This window comes from Paenibacillus sp. FSL R7-0312 (genome assembly GCF_038004445.1).
Taxonomy (GTDB): Bacteria; Bacillota; Bacilli; order Paenibacillales; family Paenibacillaceae; genus Paenibacillus_AQ.
Genome location: NZ_JBBORE010000001.1, coordinates 770,808 through 787,209 on the forward strand (window position 1 = coordinate 770,808; position 16,402 = coordinate 787,209).

At 52.0% G+C, this 16,402-nt stretch carries 11 protein-coding genes, 1 pseudogene and 2 riboswitches; of the genes and pseudogenes, 1 reads left to right on the plus strand and 11 read right to left on the minus strand.

Going from position 1 to position 16,402, the window contains the following annotated elements; all coding sequences use genetic code 11:
- Positions 1-6: 6 nt before the first annotated feature.
- The 11 genes and pseudogenes from MKX70_RS03275 to MKX70_RS03325 form a co-directional block, all read right to left on the minus strand.
- A complete protein-coding gene (locus MKX70_RS03275; protein WP_340839540.1) occupies positions 7-1,932 on the minus strand; it encodes a peptidase U32 family protein in 1,926 nt (641 codons plus the stop codon).
- 21 nt (positions 1,933-1,953) lie between these two features.
- Positions 1,954-2,745, minus strand: coding sequence for an energy-coupling factor transporter transmembrane component T family protein (locus tag MKX70_RS03280; protein WP_340839542.1), 792 nt, complete (start codon positions 2,743-2,745; stop codon positions 1,954-1,956).
- Positions 2,738-3,637 carry an energy-coupling factor transporter ATPase gene (locus MKX70_RS03285; protein ID WP_340839543.1) on the minus strand — a complete coding sequence of 300 codons (900 nt, stop codon included), beginning with the start codon at positions 3,635-3,637 and terminating at the stop codon, positions 2,738-2,740. Before MKX70_RS03285 ends, MKX70_RS03280 begins: the two co-directional genes overlap by 8 nt.
- Entirely contained in the window at positions 3,613-4,479 is an 867-nt protein-coding gene (locus MKX70_RS03290; RefSeq protein ID WP_052415939.1) for an ATP-binding cassette domain-containing protein, read from the minus strand. Before MKX70_RS03290 ends, MKX70_RS03285 begins: the two co-directional genes overlap by 25 nt.
- Before the next feature lie 19 nt (positions 4,480-4,498).
- On the minus strand, positions 4,499-5,062 hold the full coding sequence (locus MKX70_RS03295; RefSeq protein ID WP_039309812.1) for a Gx transporter family protein: 564 nt from the start codon (positions 5,060-5,062) through the stop codon (positions 4,499-4,501).
- The gene (locus MKX70_RS03300; RefSeq protein ID WP_039309813.1) at positions 5,046-5,435 is read right to left on the minus strand and encodes a NusG domain II-containing protein; all 390 of its coding nucleotides are present in this window, start codon (positions 5,433-5,435) and stop codon (positions 5,046-5,048) included. The genes MKX70_RS03295 and MKX70_RS03300 overlap by 17 nt, the downstream gene beginning before the upstream one ends.
- 207 nt (positions 5,436-5,642) lie before the next feature.
- Positions 5,643-7,223, minus strand: a complete 1,581-nt coding sequence (locus tag MKX70_RS03305) for an HD domain-containing phosphohydrolase (protein ID WP_340839544.1) — start codon at positions 7,221-7,223, stop codon at positions 5,643-5,645.
- A gap of 450 nt (positions 7,224-7,673) precedes the next feature.
- Positions 7,674-8,639 (minus strand): alpha/beta hydrolase, encoded by a 966-nt coding sequence (locus MKX70_RS03310; RefSeq protein ID WP_042232157.1) that lies wholly within the window; start codon positions 8,637-8,639, stop codon positions 7,674-7,676.
- A gap of 243 nt (positions 8,640-8,882) precedes the next feature.
- A complete protein-coding gene (locus tag MKX70_RS33370; RefSeq protein ID WP_445323698.1) occupies positions 8,883-9,134 on the minus strand; it encodes an LPXTG cell wall anchor domain-containing protein in 252 nt (83 codons plus the stop codon).
- A gap of 798 nt (positions 9,135-9,932) precedes the next feature.
- Positions 9,933-10,756, minus strand: a pseudogene (locus MKX70_RS33375) (choice-of-anchor A family protein); the annotation flags it as partial.
- An 81-nt stretch (positions 10,757-10,837) separates the two neighbouring features.
- Positions 10,838-10,927, minus strand: a riboswitch (cyclic di-GMP riboswitch).
- 504 nt (positions 10,928-11,431) lie between these two features.
- Positions 11,432-15,022, minus strand: a complete 3,591-nt coding sequence (locus MKX70_RS03325) for a choice-of-anchor A family protein (RefSeq protein ID WP_340839545.1) — start codon at positions 15,020-15,022, stop codon at positions 11,432-11,434.
- Positions 15,023-15,104: 82 nt separating this feature from the next.
- Positions 15,105-15,197: riboswitch (cyclic di-GMP riboswitch) on the minus strand.
- Positions 15,198-16,010: 813 nt separating this feature from the next.
- On the opposite strand from MKX70_RS03325, the gene MKX70_RS03330 reads away from it, so the two are divergent.
- Entirely contained in the window at positions 16,011-16,388 is a 378-nt protein-coding gene (locus MKX70_RS03330; RefSeq protein ID WP_156122905.1) for a hypothetical protein, read from the plus strand.
- Positions 16,389-16,402: the final 14 nt, after the last annotated feature.

Below are 16,402 nucleotides of genomic sequence, written 5' to 3' on the forward strand. Positions count from 1 at the left end.
TTATTATTAATTAAATTGCAGTGAGCCTAGTGTGTAGCCCGCATATACTGGCTTCAGTCCGCCCAGCAGATCATCGCCCAGCTTTGCTCCATTCATCGCAGCCTGGTAAGCAGCAATAATCGTGCGGAGTTCATCCGTGCTGTAAGTAGCCCCTTCGATCCGGAAGCTCGCAATTCCAAGTCCGTTCATCTCATCCAGCATCGGCAGATAACACAGCTCTTTGGCGAACAGCAGGTGGCAGCGGCCATATTGGTCGCGGTAGACCGGGTTCTCACCCTTATCGGTTTTGAGCACCAGCACAGCATTGCTGACAAACTGGTTGTCTTCCTCACCAATCGGCTCCATCACTTCTGTATTCTCGAACAGATCATGCTCCATATACATCAGCGCCGGCGTTCCGTGAACCACAACCTCCAGCGGCAAATCGCTGCGGGAGACGAAGGAGGCAAAGTGCTCCAATGTCATTTCCGGTGAAACTGTAAGCTTCGTAAGGCCGAGTCCGGTATACAGTCCGGCAGACAGGTGGTTGTAAACATTCAGGTTGGCATCGCCAATCATCGGGTATCCGGTCCCGCGATAGCGGCGGATCGCTCCGAGGTTCGTAATCATCAAGCCGTCAATCGGCAGCTTCTCCCCGTTCAGCAAGTGGTCATATTGATCAAAATGCAGCTCCGTCATCATCCGCGGCATTCCGAGGTACAGCTTGGTCCGGCCTTTGATGGCTCCAAGCTCCTTAATATCCTGCTTCGTGAACGGACGGTCCGGCTCAAACACATCACCCGGTATATATAAGCTCTCTACACCCATCTCCAGCACGAGACGTGCCTGTTCCATATTGTTCACCCGCACAGCCAGCTCCGGCTTCGTCTGCCTACTGCGTTTGTCTTCGGCCAGCCGTTCGCGCAGCTGCATTACCCGCGCTTCGGACAGCTCACGTTCTGCAGTCGGTGTACTGAACACTTTGCCAGTGCTGTAGAACTTGCCTGTACCTTCATAACGACGGTTGATGTTAGACAATCCCGGTTTACCAAAAGCATAAGCGGTGGAGAAGTCCCGTTTGCGGTTCTTATAGAGCTCCTTGGAATCTACAGTACGGTCAAAGCCCAGCGGATCATCGATATAACGGTCAATCGCATCGCCATAGCTGTTGGCAAGCATCACCATAAATTCCTGGTCGCGCATGCGGCCTTCAATTTTGAAGGAAGTAATGCCGGACTCAATCAGCTCCGGAAGATGCTCATACATGGACATATCCTTGACAGCCAGCGGGTATTCCGCAGGGAAGACATAGCCATCACGTTTGATCCGGTAATCCCAGCGGCAAGGCTTCATGCATTTGCCCCGGTTGCTGCTCATCCCGAACACCTGGGAACTGAAATAGCAGTTTGCTCCGTGCACGGAACACATATCGCCATGGATGAAATATTCCAGCTCCATACCGCTTCTGCTTCCCAGCAGCTTCGCTGTCTGCAGATCCATCTCACGCGAGGTAACGACCCGGCTGACGCCAAGCTCCTTCAGTGCGTGAATCATCTCCAGATTATGCACATTCATCATGACCGAAGCGTGGACCGGAACGGTAAGCCCCATCTCCCGGATCAGCTCCAGCACAGCCATATCCTGCACGATTAGTGCATCCGGACGGGCGCCATCCAGAAACCGCAGGTACTCTCTGGCTTCTTCCACATCTTCTTCGCTGAATAGATTATTTACAGTGACGTATACTTTTTTATCCAGCTTATGGGCGATAGACACGGCTTCAATTATTTCCTCGCGACTTAAATTGTAGCCCTTGCGCATCATTCTCATATTCAGCACCGGGCCGCCGAAATACACCGCATCACACTTCGATTCAATCACAGCCTTGAAGATCTCAAACGTTCCCGCAGGTGCCAATAATTCAATCTCTTTACCATTAAAATAACGTGCCATTCTTGTTTCCTCCTAAACTTCCTACAATAATGCTACTGCAATTCCCAAGACAACGAACATAGCAACAAACAGCGTATCCGCAGCGCCCCACCTGAGGCGGTGATACCGGCTGCGCGGCGCATCCATGCGGAAGCCCCGGGCTTCCATGGAATACACCAGGTCCTGGGCACGCCGGAAAGCACTGGCGATGACCGGAACCAGCAGGGAGACGAGCATCCGCGCCTTCTCCTTCAAGGGTAGCTCCTTCAGATCCGCGCCGCGCGAGGCCTGTGCCTTCAGAATAATCTGCGCTTCATCCAGGATCGTCGGGATAAAGCGCAGCGCGATGCTGATCATCAGCGTAATCCGGTCCGGTGACAGGCCAAGCTTCTTAAACGGAGCAAGCACACCTCCAAGGCCCTGGTTCAGCTTGCCGGGCGTTGTCGTAAAGGTCAGCAGTGCCGTGAAGGTCAGCAGGAACAGCATGCGGATGACCGAGAACGCCCCCAGCCGCAGGCCTCCCGCATGCAGCGAGAAGGAGCCGAGTGACCACAGGATATCTCCTTCCTTCACGGACAGGGACTGCACAATGAAGATAAATACCATCAGATAACGCAAAGGCTTCGCAGCTTTAATGAAATATTTTAGCGGGATGCGGGTGGTTGCCATAACAATGATGGAGAACAGCGCTATGAGCCCAATCGCCATCCACGAATTGGATAACAGGATAATCACTACGTAGAGCAGCATGCCTGTAATTTTGGACCGGGCATCCAGCTTATGTACCCATGAGCCCGTATCAATGCTGCGTCCCAGCAGCAGGCGTTCATTCATGGTCATTCCCCTTTTCTTCCATGGCGGCGTTCTTACGCTCTTCGAGCAGGGCGGCGATCCGTTCCGCGAGGGCCTCCGCCGTAAGGAGCGGCTTCTCGCCGGCCAGGCCGAAGCGTTCAGCGACGGCCTGCCAGTACCGGAGCGACTGCGGAACCGTCAGTCCGCAGCGCTCCAGAATCGCCGGATCAGCGGCCAGCTCCTGGCCGCTGCCCTGGAAGGCGAGCCCGCCGTCCTTAAGCAGGGCCCAGCTGTCGGCATACGGCAGCAGCTCATCCATCCGGTGCGTCACGATAATGATCGTCCGGCCCTGCTCGCGGCACAGCCGCTCCAGCAGCGCGATCAGCTCAGCGCGGCTTACCGGGTCCAGCGTCGCTGTCGGCTCATCCAGCACGACAATGTCCGGGTCCATCGCCAGCACCGAGGCGATGGCGGCTTTGCGCATCTGTCCGCCGCTCAGGCGGAACGGATTGCGCTCCAGCAGGGCAAGGTCCAGGCCCATGTCCGTCATCGCTTTGCGTGCCCGCTCCTTGGCCTCCTCCAGACTCACGCCGAAGTTGAGCGGCCCGAAGCAGAGGTCCTTCTCCACCGTATCTTCGAACATCTGCTGCTCCGGGAATTGAAAGACCAGTCCGACCCGCCGGCGCAGCGGAAGCAGCTTCGGCGACTTCTCTCCTGCAGTGATGGTCACATCAAGCACCTGCACCGTACCATTTGTCGGTTTCAGAATCCCGTTGAACAGCTGGAGCAGTGTAGACTTACCGGAGCCCGTTGCCCCGGCAATCCCGGTCAGTGACCCCTGGGCAATATTCAGATTAATCCCATGCAGCGCCGTCTGCTTCCACATACTGCGGTCAGCATACGTGTAGCTTACTTGCTGAAGTTGTATGACCATAGTGTGTCTATAAGCTCCTTTTCGCTGGCGGGTACATCCACCTTAATCCCCCGGCTCTGCAGCTCACGGGCAAGACGCCAAGGGTAGGGTTCCCGCAAATGGCATTTCTCCAGCAGGTCTTCATTGCGGAACAGCTCCGCAGGCGGCACATCCGCCGCTATGCTTCCGCCATGCAGCGCAAGCACTCGGTCCGAAGCCAGGATCTCATCCGGATCATGTGTAATCAGCAGTATCGTGTACGCCCCTTCTGCCTGCATGTCCCGCAGAATGCCCATAAGCTCATCACGGCTGCCTTCATCCAACATAGAAGAGGCCTCGTCGAGGATGACGATGCCTGGCTTCATGGCGAGAATCGAAGCAAGCGCGACACGCTGCTTCTGTCCGCCCGACAGCTCTCCGGGATGCTTGGACAGCAGATGATCAATGCTCAGCTTCTCGGTATAGAGATCAAGCCGCTGCTTCATCTCTTCGTAGGGCAGACACAGGCCTTCCAGGCCGAAGAGGATATCTTCCTCTACCGTCTGTCCGATGAACTGGTTATCCGGATTCTGGAACACCATCCCGATGCATCGCCGGATGTCTCCAATCGTCTCTTCCTGCAGCGTATGTCCGCAGACAGTAATCTCCCCGGCACTCTTGGGCAGCAGTGCATTCAGAAGCTTGACGAGCGTAGATTTCCCGCAGCCGTTGGGTCCTACAATGCTTACCCATTGGCCCTGCGGGATAGACACGTTTATGTCATGGAGAATCGGATGCTCCGGATCATATCCGAACGAGACTCCCGCAAGCGTAATAACGGCCGGTTCCTCACCGGCCTCTGTATCTTTGTACGATTGATTCATGTTAGTCATCCTTCCGCAGCTAGTGGCCCGGTCCGTTCAGGAACTCTTCAAACAAGGATATTTTGGATAGCGAGTCTACGACATACCGCACGGCGAAGCCGACAGCAATCCCCGTCACAATCCCGGTAATCAGCAGAATCGGCAAGTAGTAGAAAATACTCGTTGAATTGAATACAAACGAGGCCGCAAGCAACTGGCCTGTATTATGAGCCAGGCCCCCTGCAATACTGATTCCGATGACACTGAACCTCTTGCCCCCCAGCTTGACCAGCGCGAACATGACCACAAAACTGAACAACGAGCCGAACAGGCTGAAGAGCAGACTGGACAGTGTGCCAAGCAGAAATGCAGTCAGCAGCGTCTTCAGAATGACGAGCACGAACACATCTCGTCCACGCAAAAAGTAAATACAGGTCAAAATCATAATATTGGCGAACCCCAGCTTGGCTCCGGGCATCAGCCCCATTCCCGCAAGCGGAATCTGAGCCTCGACAATACTCAGCACTACGGCAACGGCCGCGAAAATCGCAATAATGACCGTCCGTTTCAGCGCTGTAGCCGATTCACTACTGGACATAGGCATCTACTTCATCCTCCCCCGACCCGCTTGCAATTTCAACTAATACCCGGTGCGGAAGGCATACTATGGTCTGCTTGGGCAGCGTGATAAATCCAAAGCCGAGACATACCTGATCGGGACAATCCGCATCGTACATCTCAATCCCGTAATCATGCACCTTCAAAATGTTATAGCCCCGATCTGTGCGAATATCAATGGTTTGCTCTTCTTTGGTAAGCGTTACTGTTTTGAACAGCTTGCCGTCTACCGTTATATTGGCCGTAAGTTCCTTGCCCGGCCCACCTTTATCAGCATCATTTGAAAGCCATCTCGGCACAAGAAAAGCGAGCGCAGCAATCAAAACGATAGAAATCAGCAGCACATCTGCGCGTTTCATAGAAATCTCCCTTATTTTTTAATTAAAATCCAGACTTAATAATTATAACGGTCCGCCCGCAATCCTTCAATGAATGTAGTCGTTAATTGTCGCATTTCAATGGCAGTTCACAAAATAGGCACGCAAAGCAGAAGCGGAACCCTCCATAAACTGGATGGCATCCGCTTCTGCAAGAAATATAAGGATAACCGGAAGAACGCTGCATCCTTATCCTGTTTTGACGGTATAGCCTGTTTGAAGAGGTTCCGGCTTCCGCCCAAAGTAAGACAGAAACAAGCCGGCGAATTCCGGGTCCCATTGAGTACCCCTTCCCTGCTCTAGAATAGCCAGCGCCCGGTCGTGATCCATCCCTTTACGGTAAGGGCGGTTAGAAGTCATAGCATCATAGGCATCCGCCACAGCGATAATCCGGCCATGTAAAGGAATATTCGTACCGGCAAGTCCATCCGGATATCCTTTACCGTCATAACGTTCATGATGGGAACGGACGCCGCCCAGATAGGGTACCATCTTTTCGACCGGTTCAATCTGCCGCAGAATATTCTCTCCAAGCACAGGATGGCTCTTAATCTGGTCGAACTCCTCATCGGTCAGGGCTTCTTCCTTAAACAGGATGCTGTCTCTCACCCCAATCTTACCAATATCATGCAGCAAGGCCGTCTTACGCAGATCGTCCAACTGCTGCCCGGTTAGTCCAGCCAGCTGGCCGATAATCACAGAATATTCCGCGACACGCAGGGAATGCCCTGCTGTGTAAGGATCACGGGCATCCAGCGCCACTGCGAGTGTAGTGAAGTAGCTGTCGAGCAACTGCCGGTTCTGTTGCTCCCGGGCCTGCAGTCCCCGGACCATCATGTTAAATCCTGCTACAAGCTTGGAGAATTCATCAGAGTACTCATCCTGCATCTGCACCAGGTAGCCGTCCTTCACCTGATTCATCGCCTGATACAACTCATTAATAGGATGCTGCACACTGTTGGTCAGCAGCCATGCTGCAATGGAGGAGAAGAGGGTGCCGATCAGCAGCACCATACTTGCCCAAGCCCAGTAACTTTGAAGCCCCACCACAACTACAGGACCCTCCTGACCATTCAGGCGAATATGGGTAGCCATGATGAACAGGAACAGCGGAAAGGTGCCGATCAGCATGCAGCTCACCAGAAATTTGGGACGGATAGGTACGAATACATGACCTTCCAGAGAAAAGTCGACACCGTACTGCTCCAGCGCCCGGTTCCTGAATTCTTTGATCAGCGGAATAATGGCCGTACAGGTCAGAAAAAATTCAATCAGCGCATGCATACACGACACAAGAACAGCGCCGCACATAGCCAGAATCAGATAAAAATACGGGATAGTGATCCAGCCGTTGTAGATCATCCAGAAGGTCATCAGGACAGCCGGGAGGGACAAGCCCAGAAGGTGAGGCCCCATAATCCGCTGAACCGCGCGCTTCGGCAATTGATGTGTATGCAGATACGCCTCTTCCAGCATAGACAAAGTAAGGTTATCTTCATACAGCGCAGTGCGTACCGGTCTGATCTGATTGATAAAAACCCCGATCTCCATGACCGCCATAATCACGAATGACAAGGCGAGCACAAGCAAGAGCCTGAAGTATTCGATGCTGCTAATCTCCAGAGAGGAGAGCAGGATCAAACTCCCTACCGCCAGCACCGCTACTGCTGAGCCGAATATATAATTCCGGATCTGATTCCCCAAAAATCTTCTGTATAATCCCATCTGTCCCATCATCCGTCCCGGCCTCAGCCCAATATCGGCTTGCATTTCTATATATCACATGTTATAGTAATATAATATTTGTTTTCGTGTATGATTATCCCCATCAAGAAGATGTCAGGCCGATAAATTACTTGTCTTTATTATCGGCAGTTTGGACACAAAATCTTACGTTTTCTTGCAGTACTTTTCCTTTTTATGAGATTAAATTCGAACATAGCATTCCGATTCGCACTGGCGCGGCCACGGAGCCGCAAGGACAAAAGAGAGGTAGGGCTTTTGTCGTATTGGAAGGATTTCTCTCGCCACACGGCTGCTGGAAATAACAAGGAACAACGACACCCGTTTCGCTCACAAACGGCGGGGGATTCATATACCGATAAGACATGGCTGTGCTGCTTCCCTGACGCAGGGAAAGGCCCCATGTGTGGAACATAATAAGCGCCCGATACCCGCTGTTTGCGGATATCGGGCGCGTCTACGTTCCGGGGACTTTTTTTAGACCCAATCAGCCGCTGCCGGGCTGTGTACATAACGTTCCACGAAGTCGCCTACTGTGCGGATATACTCCCTTTTATCCGTATCATAGGCAAGACCATGCCCCGCTCCATGCACCACCAACTTCTCCTTAGGACTCTTGCAGGCACCATACAGCTCATCCATCATCGCAAAAGGCACAAACTTATCCGCATCTCCATGGATAAACAGAATCGGCACCCGGGCTTTACGCACCTGTTCCAGCGCTGACGCTTCACCGAAATAATAGCCTGCCTTCATCCGCGTTACCAGGCTGGCAATCTGCACAAAGGGGAAGCCCGGCAGATGATACATCCGCCACAGCTGGTAAGTCAGTTGCGCTTTGACTGAGGTGTAGCCGCAATCAGCGACAACGGCTTTGACCTGCGGAGGAAGCTGTTCACCGGCGGTCATTAGCACTGTCGATCCGCCCATAGATACGCCATGCAGCACAATTTGCGCCTCTGGCCCGGTCTCCTGCAGAATAAATCCGATCCACTGCTGATAATCACGGCGCTCCGGCCAACCGAAGCCAATGTAGTCCCCTTCGCTTTTCCCGTGACCTCTGGCGTCGGGCAGCAGTACATTATATCCCAGGTTGTCATAATAGTTTTTGGCGGTTGCCCCCATATCCTTAGCCTTGCCGGAATAACCGTGGGCAATAATTACGGTACGGCCCGCAGCACGCTCTGAAGCCAGATAGTAGCCTCGCAGCTTCAGTCCATCATCCGAGACCAGCTCCACTTCCCGAAAGTTCTGCCGTGCTACCCATTCCGCCCCTTCCCCCCACGAAGCCCCGGCTACCGGCGGGTCCACCTTCAGATCCGGCGTCTTGCCCAGGAATTCTTTGGGTGCCCGCTTAATAGCCACTCCATAAAAGTACAATCCGGCATAAGCCAAAATCCCCGCGACAACAACCAGCACCACTAGCAGGTATATACTCCACATAACGTTCACCCTTTCAGTAATAACCATTTCTTTGAGGAAATGTGTATTCTTGCTTATGAATAATTTGAGCCTAGTATAGCATGGTATCCGTCCAACTAAAAACACCGCCGTCAGTCCGGCGCTGCCTGCTTCGCCCAAGTGGTAAGCTGCGATTAGAATGCGCCCCCGTATACAAAAAGGCTGCTTCCCGGAGAATCTCTCTCCGGCAGCAGCCCTCATCCAAACACAGCGGCTTAACAATAATTATTTGCGCTTGTTCACTCTGGCGGTTCTTCTAAGAAGCAGGCCCAGACCGGCAAGAGCAACACCCGCAATATAGTACGGCGCAGGACTTGATTCACCCGTCTGCGGCAGGGTTTGCTCTGCAGTCACACTGCCCAGAGGAATCTCGTCATCCGTAATGATTTCTTCAGGTGCCGGTCCTGCTACCGGTGAAGGTGCAGGTGCAGGTGCAGGAACCTCCACAACTGGCTGTGGCGCTGTTGTTGTCAGCATCGTCACAACCGGTGATGCTGCCGGCCCGAGAGGAACCGGGTCATCATTAATAGTAGTGTCGGTATCAGTCACAATAGTCCCAATCACTGTCGGAGCGGTTGATGTCGGAAATACGAAGCTTGGGACAAAAACACTCGTGCTGGTTGCTGTCGGTACCGCGGTCGGCGTTGCTGCCGGTGTTACCGTTGGCGTCGGCGTTGCTGTTGGCACTATTGTCGGCGTTGCTGTCGGTGTTGCCGTTGGCGCTACTGTCGGTGTTGCCGTTGGCGCTGTTGTCGGCGTTGCTGTCGGTGTTGCCGTTGGCGCTGTTGTCGGCGTTGCTGTCGGTGTTGCCGTTGGCGCTGTTGTCGGTGTTGCAGTCGGCGTTGCCGTTGGCGCTGTTGTCGGTGTTGCAGTCGGCGTTGCCGTTGGCGCTGTTGTCGGTGTTGCAGTCGGTGTTGCAGTCGGTGTTGCCGTTGGCGCTGTTGTCGGCGTTGCAGTCGGTGTTGCCGTTGGCGCTGTTGTCGGCGTTGCCGTTGGCGTAGGCGTCGCTGCCGGTGTTGCCGTTGGCGTCGGCGTCACTGCCGGTGTTGCCGTTGGCGCTGTTGTCGGCGTTGCCGTTGGCGTAGGCGTCGCTGCCGGTGTTGCCGTTGGCGTCGGCGTCACTGCCGGTGTTGCCGTTGGCGTCGGCGTCACTGCCGGTGTTGCTGTTGGCGTCGGCGTCACTGAAGGCGTCGAAGTCGGTGTCGGCGGATCTTGGCCTTTATACGGAATATGGTGGGATTCTCCCGATCCTGAGAGCGAAGCTCCGATCAGGTTCCCGTTGATTTGACCATTATTAAATTGAATAGAGGCATATGGAGCCAGCACAGATCCCAAAACTCCGATACCTTCGATTTGAAGACTGGTCGCTTGACTGAAGTTATATAACACTTTACTGTTCATAGCGTTATCCTTATTTCCGTTACCATTAATTCCCGTCCCCATATTCTTCATAGTTACTGAAGTGCCGGAGATATTTACTATAGCTGTTGAGCCATCTGGAATCTTAATTCTCAACTCATTTGCACTAGACAGCTTGCTGCCCTCTACAGTAAATATGTTAACATCCGAATTTGTACCTTCCAAAAAGAAATTACCGGAGTTGGCAGTGGTAACCCCATTAACAGGCTGAGAAGCAAGCTGCTGAGATTTCTCACGAAGTAAACTAAACTCGGCTGAAAAATCTACAACATTTATTTTTTGTTGTAAGCTTCCTGTCCCCCCGCGCGGGCCGCCGCTGCCGCTATAACTCCCCCGTAGACTACATCACCCACGGTTTCTCCCTGGGAATAATACAGATTACCACCAGCGATGAGAGAGTATCCTTCCTTCGTTTCTTCACTAGTAAGACTATGTCCCACAGAGTAATTAACATTTAAATCCACGTTTCCGCCAGCAGCTAATCTGCCTTCAATATCACTATGCTTAACATCAACATCTCCCAAGATGAACACATTATACTTGGATGCATTGCCCGGCAAAGAGTTGCCCTCGGCTTTAACTGAGGTGCTCCCCAGTGAAATAATTCGGCCGCTTCCCACAATCAGAACTGCTATAAGTCCGAACACCGTAAGACGTTTGAATTTTTTTAATTGGAACATACAAGCTCACCTCACAGTTAATATAGATATAGGCCACATTTATATAACAAAAAAAGACCGCCGGAAAGAGGTTGCTCTCTTTACGGCAGTCGGACGATCGTTGCGCTCCATCGCGCTTTAGACTCCTGGACTTTGCGTCCCGTCCTTTCGAACGGTTTGCGTTTATACGTCAGTGAAAGATTAGGTTGTGAAATTATGTACTAAATCAAACTTTTATACTAATGTCTATGATATTCATTACTTTGGAACTAATTTTAGTTTATCCGCTATCAAGGCTGATTGTCAATGAAATCCTTTGAAACATCTGGTAATAGATTATATCTACCGATTCACTCCAAAGCACTGTTACAAAAGGTTTTTTTAATTGAAAACATAGCTTTCCCAGCTGAATCCTGATCCTCTCATCGCTCTCGATGGCACCGATAAGGATATTTTCAAACTATGTATAAAGAACTAATTTTAATTTTGAAATTTTAATATATACTCAAGGTCCCATGATCGTAAAGACGCAACTCTTTCTCCTTAGCACATTTGATTTTACGAGGAAATATAATATCAAATGTATATCCCATATAAAAAAGGCTGCTTTGTGGAGAACGTCTTCTCCCAAAGCAGCCTTTTCCCGATTTAGCGGTGATATCGCCAGCCTGTCGGAAAGGATCTTACGAATTGCATTTATTTACGTTTATCTGTTCTGGATCTTCTGCCGAGGAATATTCCCAATCCTGCAAGGGCTAGACCGACCAAGTAATAGGGAGCCGGACTGGACTCACCAGTCTTCGGGAGCGATGCATCCGCAGGTACATTGCCTAACGGAATCTCTTCATCAATGATTGTCACAATTGGCGTTGGACTTGGTGTTGCGCTTGGGCTTGGCGTTAGGGTTGGACTTGGTGTCACCACTAACGGCCGAGGTGTTACTGTTGTCACAGGGCCCAAAGGCAGCGGATCATCAATGATTATTGTATCTGGATTTACAATATAGCCGATTATTGGAGTCGGCGTTGGCACTACATTAATAAAGACGGGCGGTGCAGACGATGGTACTGGTGCCGGTGGTAATGTCGGTGTTGGTGTTGGTGTCGGCGTCGGTGTTGGTGTTGGTTCTGGTGTCGGCGTTGGCGCTGCCGTTGGCGTTGGTGTTGGTGTTGGTGTTGGTGTTGGTGTTGGTGTTGGTGTTGGTGTTGGTGTTGGTGTTGGTGTTGGTGTTGGTGTTGGTGTTGGTGTTGGTGTTGGTGTTGGTGTTGGTGTTGGTGTTGGTGTTGGTGTTGGTGTTGGTGTTGGTGTTGGTGTTGGTGTTGGTGTTGCCGTTGGTGTTGGTGTTGGTGTTGGTGTTGGTGTTGGCGTTGGCGTTGGTGCTGCTGTTGGCGTTGGTGTCGGTGCTGCTGTTGATGTTGGCGTTGGTTCTACTGTCGGTGTTGGTGCCGCCGTTGGCGTTGGTGTTGGTGCTGCCGTTGGTGTCGGTGTTGGCTCTGCCGTTGGCGTCGGTGTCGGTGCTGCTGTTGGCGTTGGTGTTGGCTCTGCCGTTGGCGTCGGTGTCGGTGCTGCTGTTGGCGTTGGTGTTGGTGCCGCCGTTGGCGTTGGTGTTGGTGTTGGTGTTGGTGTCGGTGTTGGCTCTGCCGTTGGCGTCGGTGTCGGTGCCGCCGTTGGCGTTGGTGTTGGCTCTGCCGTTGGTGTCGGTGTTGGCTCTGCCGTTGGCGTCGGTGTCGGTGCTGCTGTTGGCGTTGGTGTCGGTGCTGCTGTTGGCGTTGGTGTCGGTGCTGCCGTTGGCGTTGGTGTCGGTGCTGCTGTTGATGTTGGCGTTGGTTCTACTGTCGGTGTTGGTGCCGCCGTTGGCGTTGGTGTTGGTGCTGCCGTTGGTGTCGGTGTTGGCTCTGCCGTTGGCGTCGGTGTCGGTGCTGCTGTTGGCGTTGGTGTAGGTGCTGCTGTTGGCGTTGGTGTAGGTGCTGCCGTTGGCGTTGGTGCCGCTGTTGGCGTTGGTGTCGGTGGCGCTGTTGGCGTTGGTGTCGGTGCCGTTGTTGGCGTTGGTGTCGGTGCCGCTGTTGGCGTTGGTGTCGGTGCTGCTGTTGGTGTAGGCGTTGGTGCCGCCGTTGGCGTTGATGTTGGTGCAGCTGTTGGCGTTGGCGTTGGTGCTGCCGTTGGCGTTGGTGTTGGTGCTGCTGTTGGCGTTGGTGTCGGTGCAGCTGTTGGCGTTGGTGTCGGTGCTGCTGTTGGTGTCGGCGTTGGCGTCACCGTTGGTGTCGGTGTTGGTGCTGCTGTTGGTGTCGGCGTTGGCGTCACCGTTGGTGTCGGTGTTGGTGCTGCTGTTGGTGTCGGCGTTGGCGTCACCGTTGGTGTCGGTGTTGGTGCTGCTGTTGGTGTCGGCGTTGGCGTCACCGTTGGTGTCGGTTTCACTGTCGGTGTTGGTTTTACTGTCGGTGTCGGTTTCACTGTCGGTGTTGGTTTCACTGTCGGTGTTGGTTTCACTGTCGGTGTCGGTTTCACTGTCGGTGTTGGCTTCACTGTCGGCGTTGGTTTCACCGTTGGTGTCGGTTTCACTGTCGGCGTTGGCGTCACCGTTGGTGTCGGTTTCACTGTCGGCGTTGGCGTCACCGTTGGTGTCGGTTTCACTGTCGGTGTTGGTTTCACTGTCGGTGTTGGCTTCACTGTCGGCGTTGGTTTCACCGTCGGTGTCGGCTTCACTGTCGGTGTCGGCTTCATTGTCGGCGTTGGTTTCACTGTCGGCGTTGGCGTCACAGTTGGTGTCGGTTTCACTGTCGGTGTCGGCTTCACTGTCGGTGTCGGCTTCACTGTCGGTGTTGGCTTCACTGTCGGCGTTGGTTTCACCGTTGGTGTCGGTTTCACTGTCGGTGTTGGTTTTACTGTCGGTGTCGGTTTCACTGTCGGTGTTGGTTTCACTGTCGGTGTTGGTTTCACTGTCGGTGTCGGTTTCACTGTCGGTGTTGGCTTCACTGTCGGCGTTGGTTTCACCGTTGGTGTCGGTTTCACTGTCGGCGTTGGCGTCACCGTTGGTGTCGGTTTCACTGTCGGCGTTGGCGTCACAGTTGGTGTCGGTTTCACTGTCGGTGTCGGCTTCACTGTCGGTGTCGGCTTCACTGTCGGCGTTGGTTTCACTGTCGGTGTTGGCGACGGAGTACACTTAGGTGTCGGCGTCGGTTTCACTGTCGGTGTTGGTTTCACTGTCGGCGTTGGCATCACTGTTGGTGTCGGTTTCACTGTCGGCGTTGGCGTCACTGTTGGTGTCGGTTTTACCGTCGGTGTCGGTTTCACTGTTGGTGTGGGAGTTGGCTTCACCGTCGGCGTTGCAGTCGGTTTCACTGTTGGTGTAGGGCTTGGTGTTACGGTTGGTGTTGGCGATGGGCTGGGGGTTGGTGTTGCGGTCGGCGTCGGACTTGGCGGCGGTCCATCTCCCTGGTATGTTCCTAGGTGCATTTCTACTCCGCCGGCAAAAGACTTGGCAATTAGCGTTCCGTATAGCTCTGCACCGGAATAATTGACATCCGCCTTAGGCGCCAGTATCGTCCCCAAAAAGGTGGTATACGCAATATTCACCTTGGTCGCTTCGTAGAAGTTGAACAACACTTGACCTGCTTTGCCGTTATTCATTGCGAAACTTGGTACATTGACCGTAGCTCCACTTATGTTAATAATTAACGTGGCATTCTGGGCAATGTTGAATTGAATATTGTTTGTATTCGCCAGCGTTGCCGCATCCAGGTGAACTACGTTGAAAAGATCCGGCGCACTTATTGTAAGTGTTCCATAATTATTATTGCCAATTTCTTTCGTAGCGGACAATGCCCCGTATGCTGCAGAACGCGAGATCAGATACTGCTTCTCAGCCGGGAAATCAATCGGGCTTCCCTGCTTCTTCGCGCCTATAATATTCACAATAGGCTCATTGGCTTCAATGGTGTCCCCATACACAACGTTTCCGTAGATTTCTCCGCTACCCGAATGTTTAAACTTCTTACCGGCAACGAGTACGTCTGTGGCTGAAGAATTCCTGTAGGCCCTGGCTACCCCGTAACCTCCAGAGAGAGTAATATTCCCTCCCGCTGCAAGACGGCCTTCAATTTGATCATTGTCTTGCGTGAAATCGTCAAAGATAAAAGCATTAAAATTCCCGGCAATCCCCAAGACCGGCGTTGGATTGTAAGGTACACCAGCTGTTGCCCTTACCTCCGTCCCCCAAGTGAAGGCGCTACTTACGGTCAGTACGCCCGCCAGAATACAGGCGGCCGCTTTTCGCAATTTTTTTCTCAATAATCTACACCTCCTATTCAACTATTCTATGAAATCGTCGCAAAACTATAACAAAAAAAAGACCGCCACGAAGGGTTAGCTTCACGGCGGCCGGACGACCATAGCCCGGACTTAAGGGGCATCAGATTCCTGACTTTGCGTCCCGCTCTTTCGAAACGGTTTGCGTTTGTACATGATTGATATGAAATTGGAAAAGCTTATGTAATACCCAACAGAAATCTGTGACATTTGTTACTTTAGAACTAACTTTAGTTTAGATGCCACTTGGCATATTGTCAATATATTTCCAATTCATTTCACAGCTATTTTTGTGATGAAAAAAATAAAAAACGCTTTATTCATAAGGCTTTATACAATTTATAAACATACCTTCCTGACGAAAAAGGTCGATAATCCCACTAATTCGCCGCAGTACTTTTTCCTTTTCACAGAGTTATTATCCTTAAATTTCAAATATCAAAATTTAGTATTTTAGTCCTACTTTTTCTCCCCGCCCCCCCCATCTTCGCTTAAACAAACCTCACATGGTGAACCTGAAGAAACGGGTGCCATCCTCCTTAAGGACACCACCCGTTTCCGGACATACAAGAGAGCTCTTATATAGTAAAAGCCTTATGAGATTCATCTGTTTTCACAGCAGTCTTTAATCGACATATCTAGGGAGTTTGTGTAGAGGGCTGGAAATCTGCACACGCAGAAATCCATTTTTAGAGCAGCTGAATCCAGCCAATCATTGATACCCAAAGCGGAACGCTAAGGAATAACCCAAACAATAAACCGCGGCGGAGATTTCCTTCATGACTCATTGCCATTCTCCTTTTAATCAGATTTATTTACAACTTTATTATTTCAATTTTAATATAAAATAATTTTCCCGATTTTATTGTGAATTATGTCACATTAACAGCCCTCTTTTTTTAAATACCATTGATTTTTTTTGAACTTCGGGTTAAATTACGAATATACGTTCTCGTTGGAGGAGATGAGATTGATGCACAGAGCAGAGAGCCAGGACAATATGCTGGTGAAATCGTATATCTTGCTGCCGCTCATTTTATCCGCCTTTGAACGCGATGCTTCCATCCTATCCGCAGAGCTGCGCACACCCGATCCTTACCTTGAGGTTCTCCGGACAGCGGCGGGTGCAGCCATAGCCGACCTGCGGGATGTCCGCACCGAGATGAGAGCCCGTGGTCTGAAGGTCTATGCACAGCAGCAGCTGGAAGTTGGCATTGAAGCCAAATTTGTCTGCAGGGGTTATCATGAACGGATGCTGCTGCTGGATGATGTCATTACCGCCCAGTCTACTATCCGCATGCGCAGATATTTGGGTCTTGGCACTCCGGACTCAACCGCCTTGAGATGAACAGCAACTCTGGC

Excerpts from the sequence above, each read along its gene's own strand:
- MKX70_RS03275 (WP_340839540.1), bottom strand. The coding sequence starts at position 1,932 with ATGGCACGTTATTTTAATGGTAAAGAGATTGAATTATTGGCACCTGCG.
- MKX70_RS03280 (WP_340839542.1), bottom strand. The coding sequence starts at position 2,745 with ATGAATGAACGCCTGCTGCTGGGACGCAGCATTGATACGGGCTCATGG.
- MKX70_RS03285 (WP_340839543.1), bottom strand. The coding sequence starts at position 3,637 with ATGGTCATACAACTTCAGCAAGTAAGCTACACGTATGCTGACCGCAGT.
- MKX70_RS03290 (WP_052415939.1), bottom strand. The coding sequence starts at position 4,479 with ATGAATCAATCGTACAAAGATACAGAGGCCGGTGAGGAACCGGCCGTT.
- MKX70_RS03295 (WP_039309812.1), bottom strand. The coding sequence starts at position 5,062 with ATGCCTATGTCCAGTAGTGAATCGGCTACAGCGCTGAAACGGACGGTC.
- MKX70_RS03300 (WP_039309813.1), bottom strand. The coding sequence starts at position 5,435 with ATGAAACGCGCAGATGTGCTGCTGATTTCTATCGTTTTGATTGCTGCG.
- MKX70_RS03305 (WP_340839544.1), bottom strand. The coding sequence starts at position 7,223 with ATGCAAGCCGATATTGGGCTGAGGCCGGGACGGATGATGGGACAGATG.
- MKX70_RS03310 (WP_042232157.1), bottom strand. The coding sequence starts at position 8,639 with ATGTGGAGTATATACCTGCTAGTGGTGCTGGTTGTTGTCGCGGGGATT.
- MKX70_RS33370 (WP_445323698.1), bottom strand. The coding sequence starts at position 9,134 with ATGCTGACAACAACAGCGCCACAGCCAGTTGTGGAGGTTCCTGCACCT.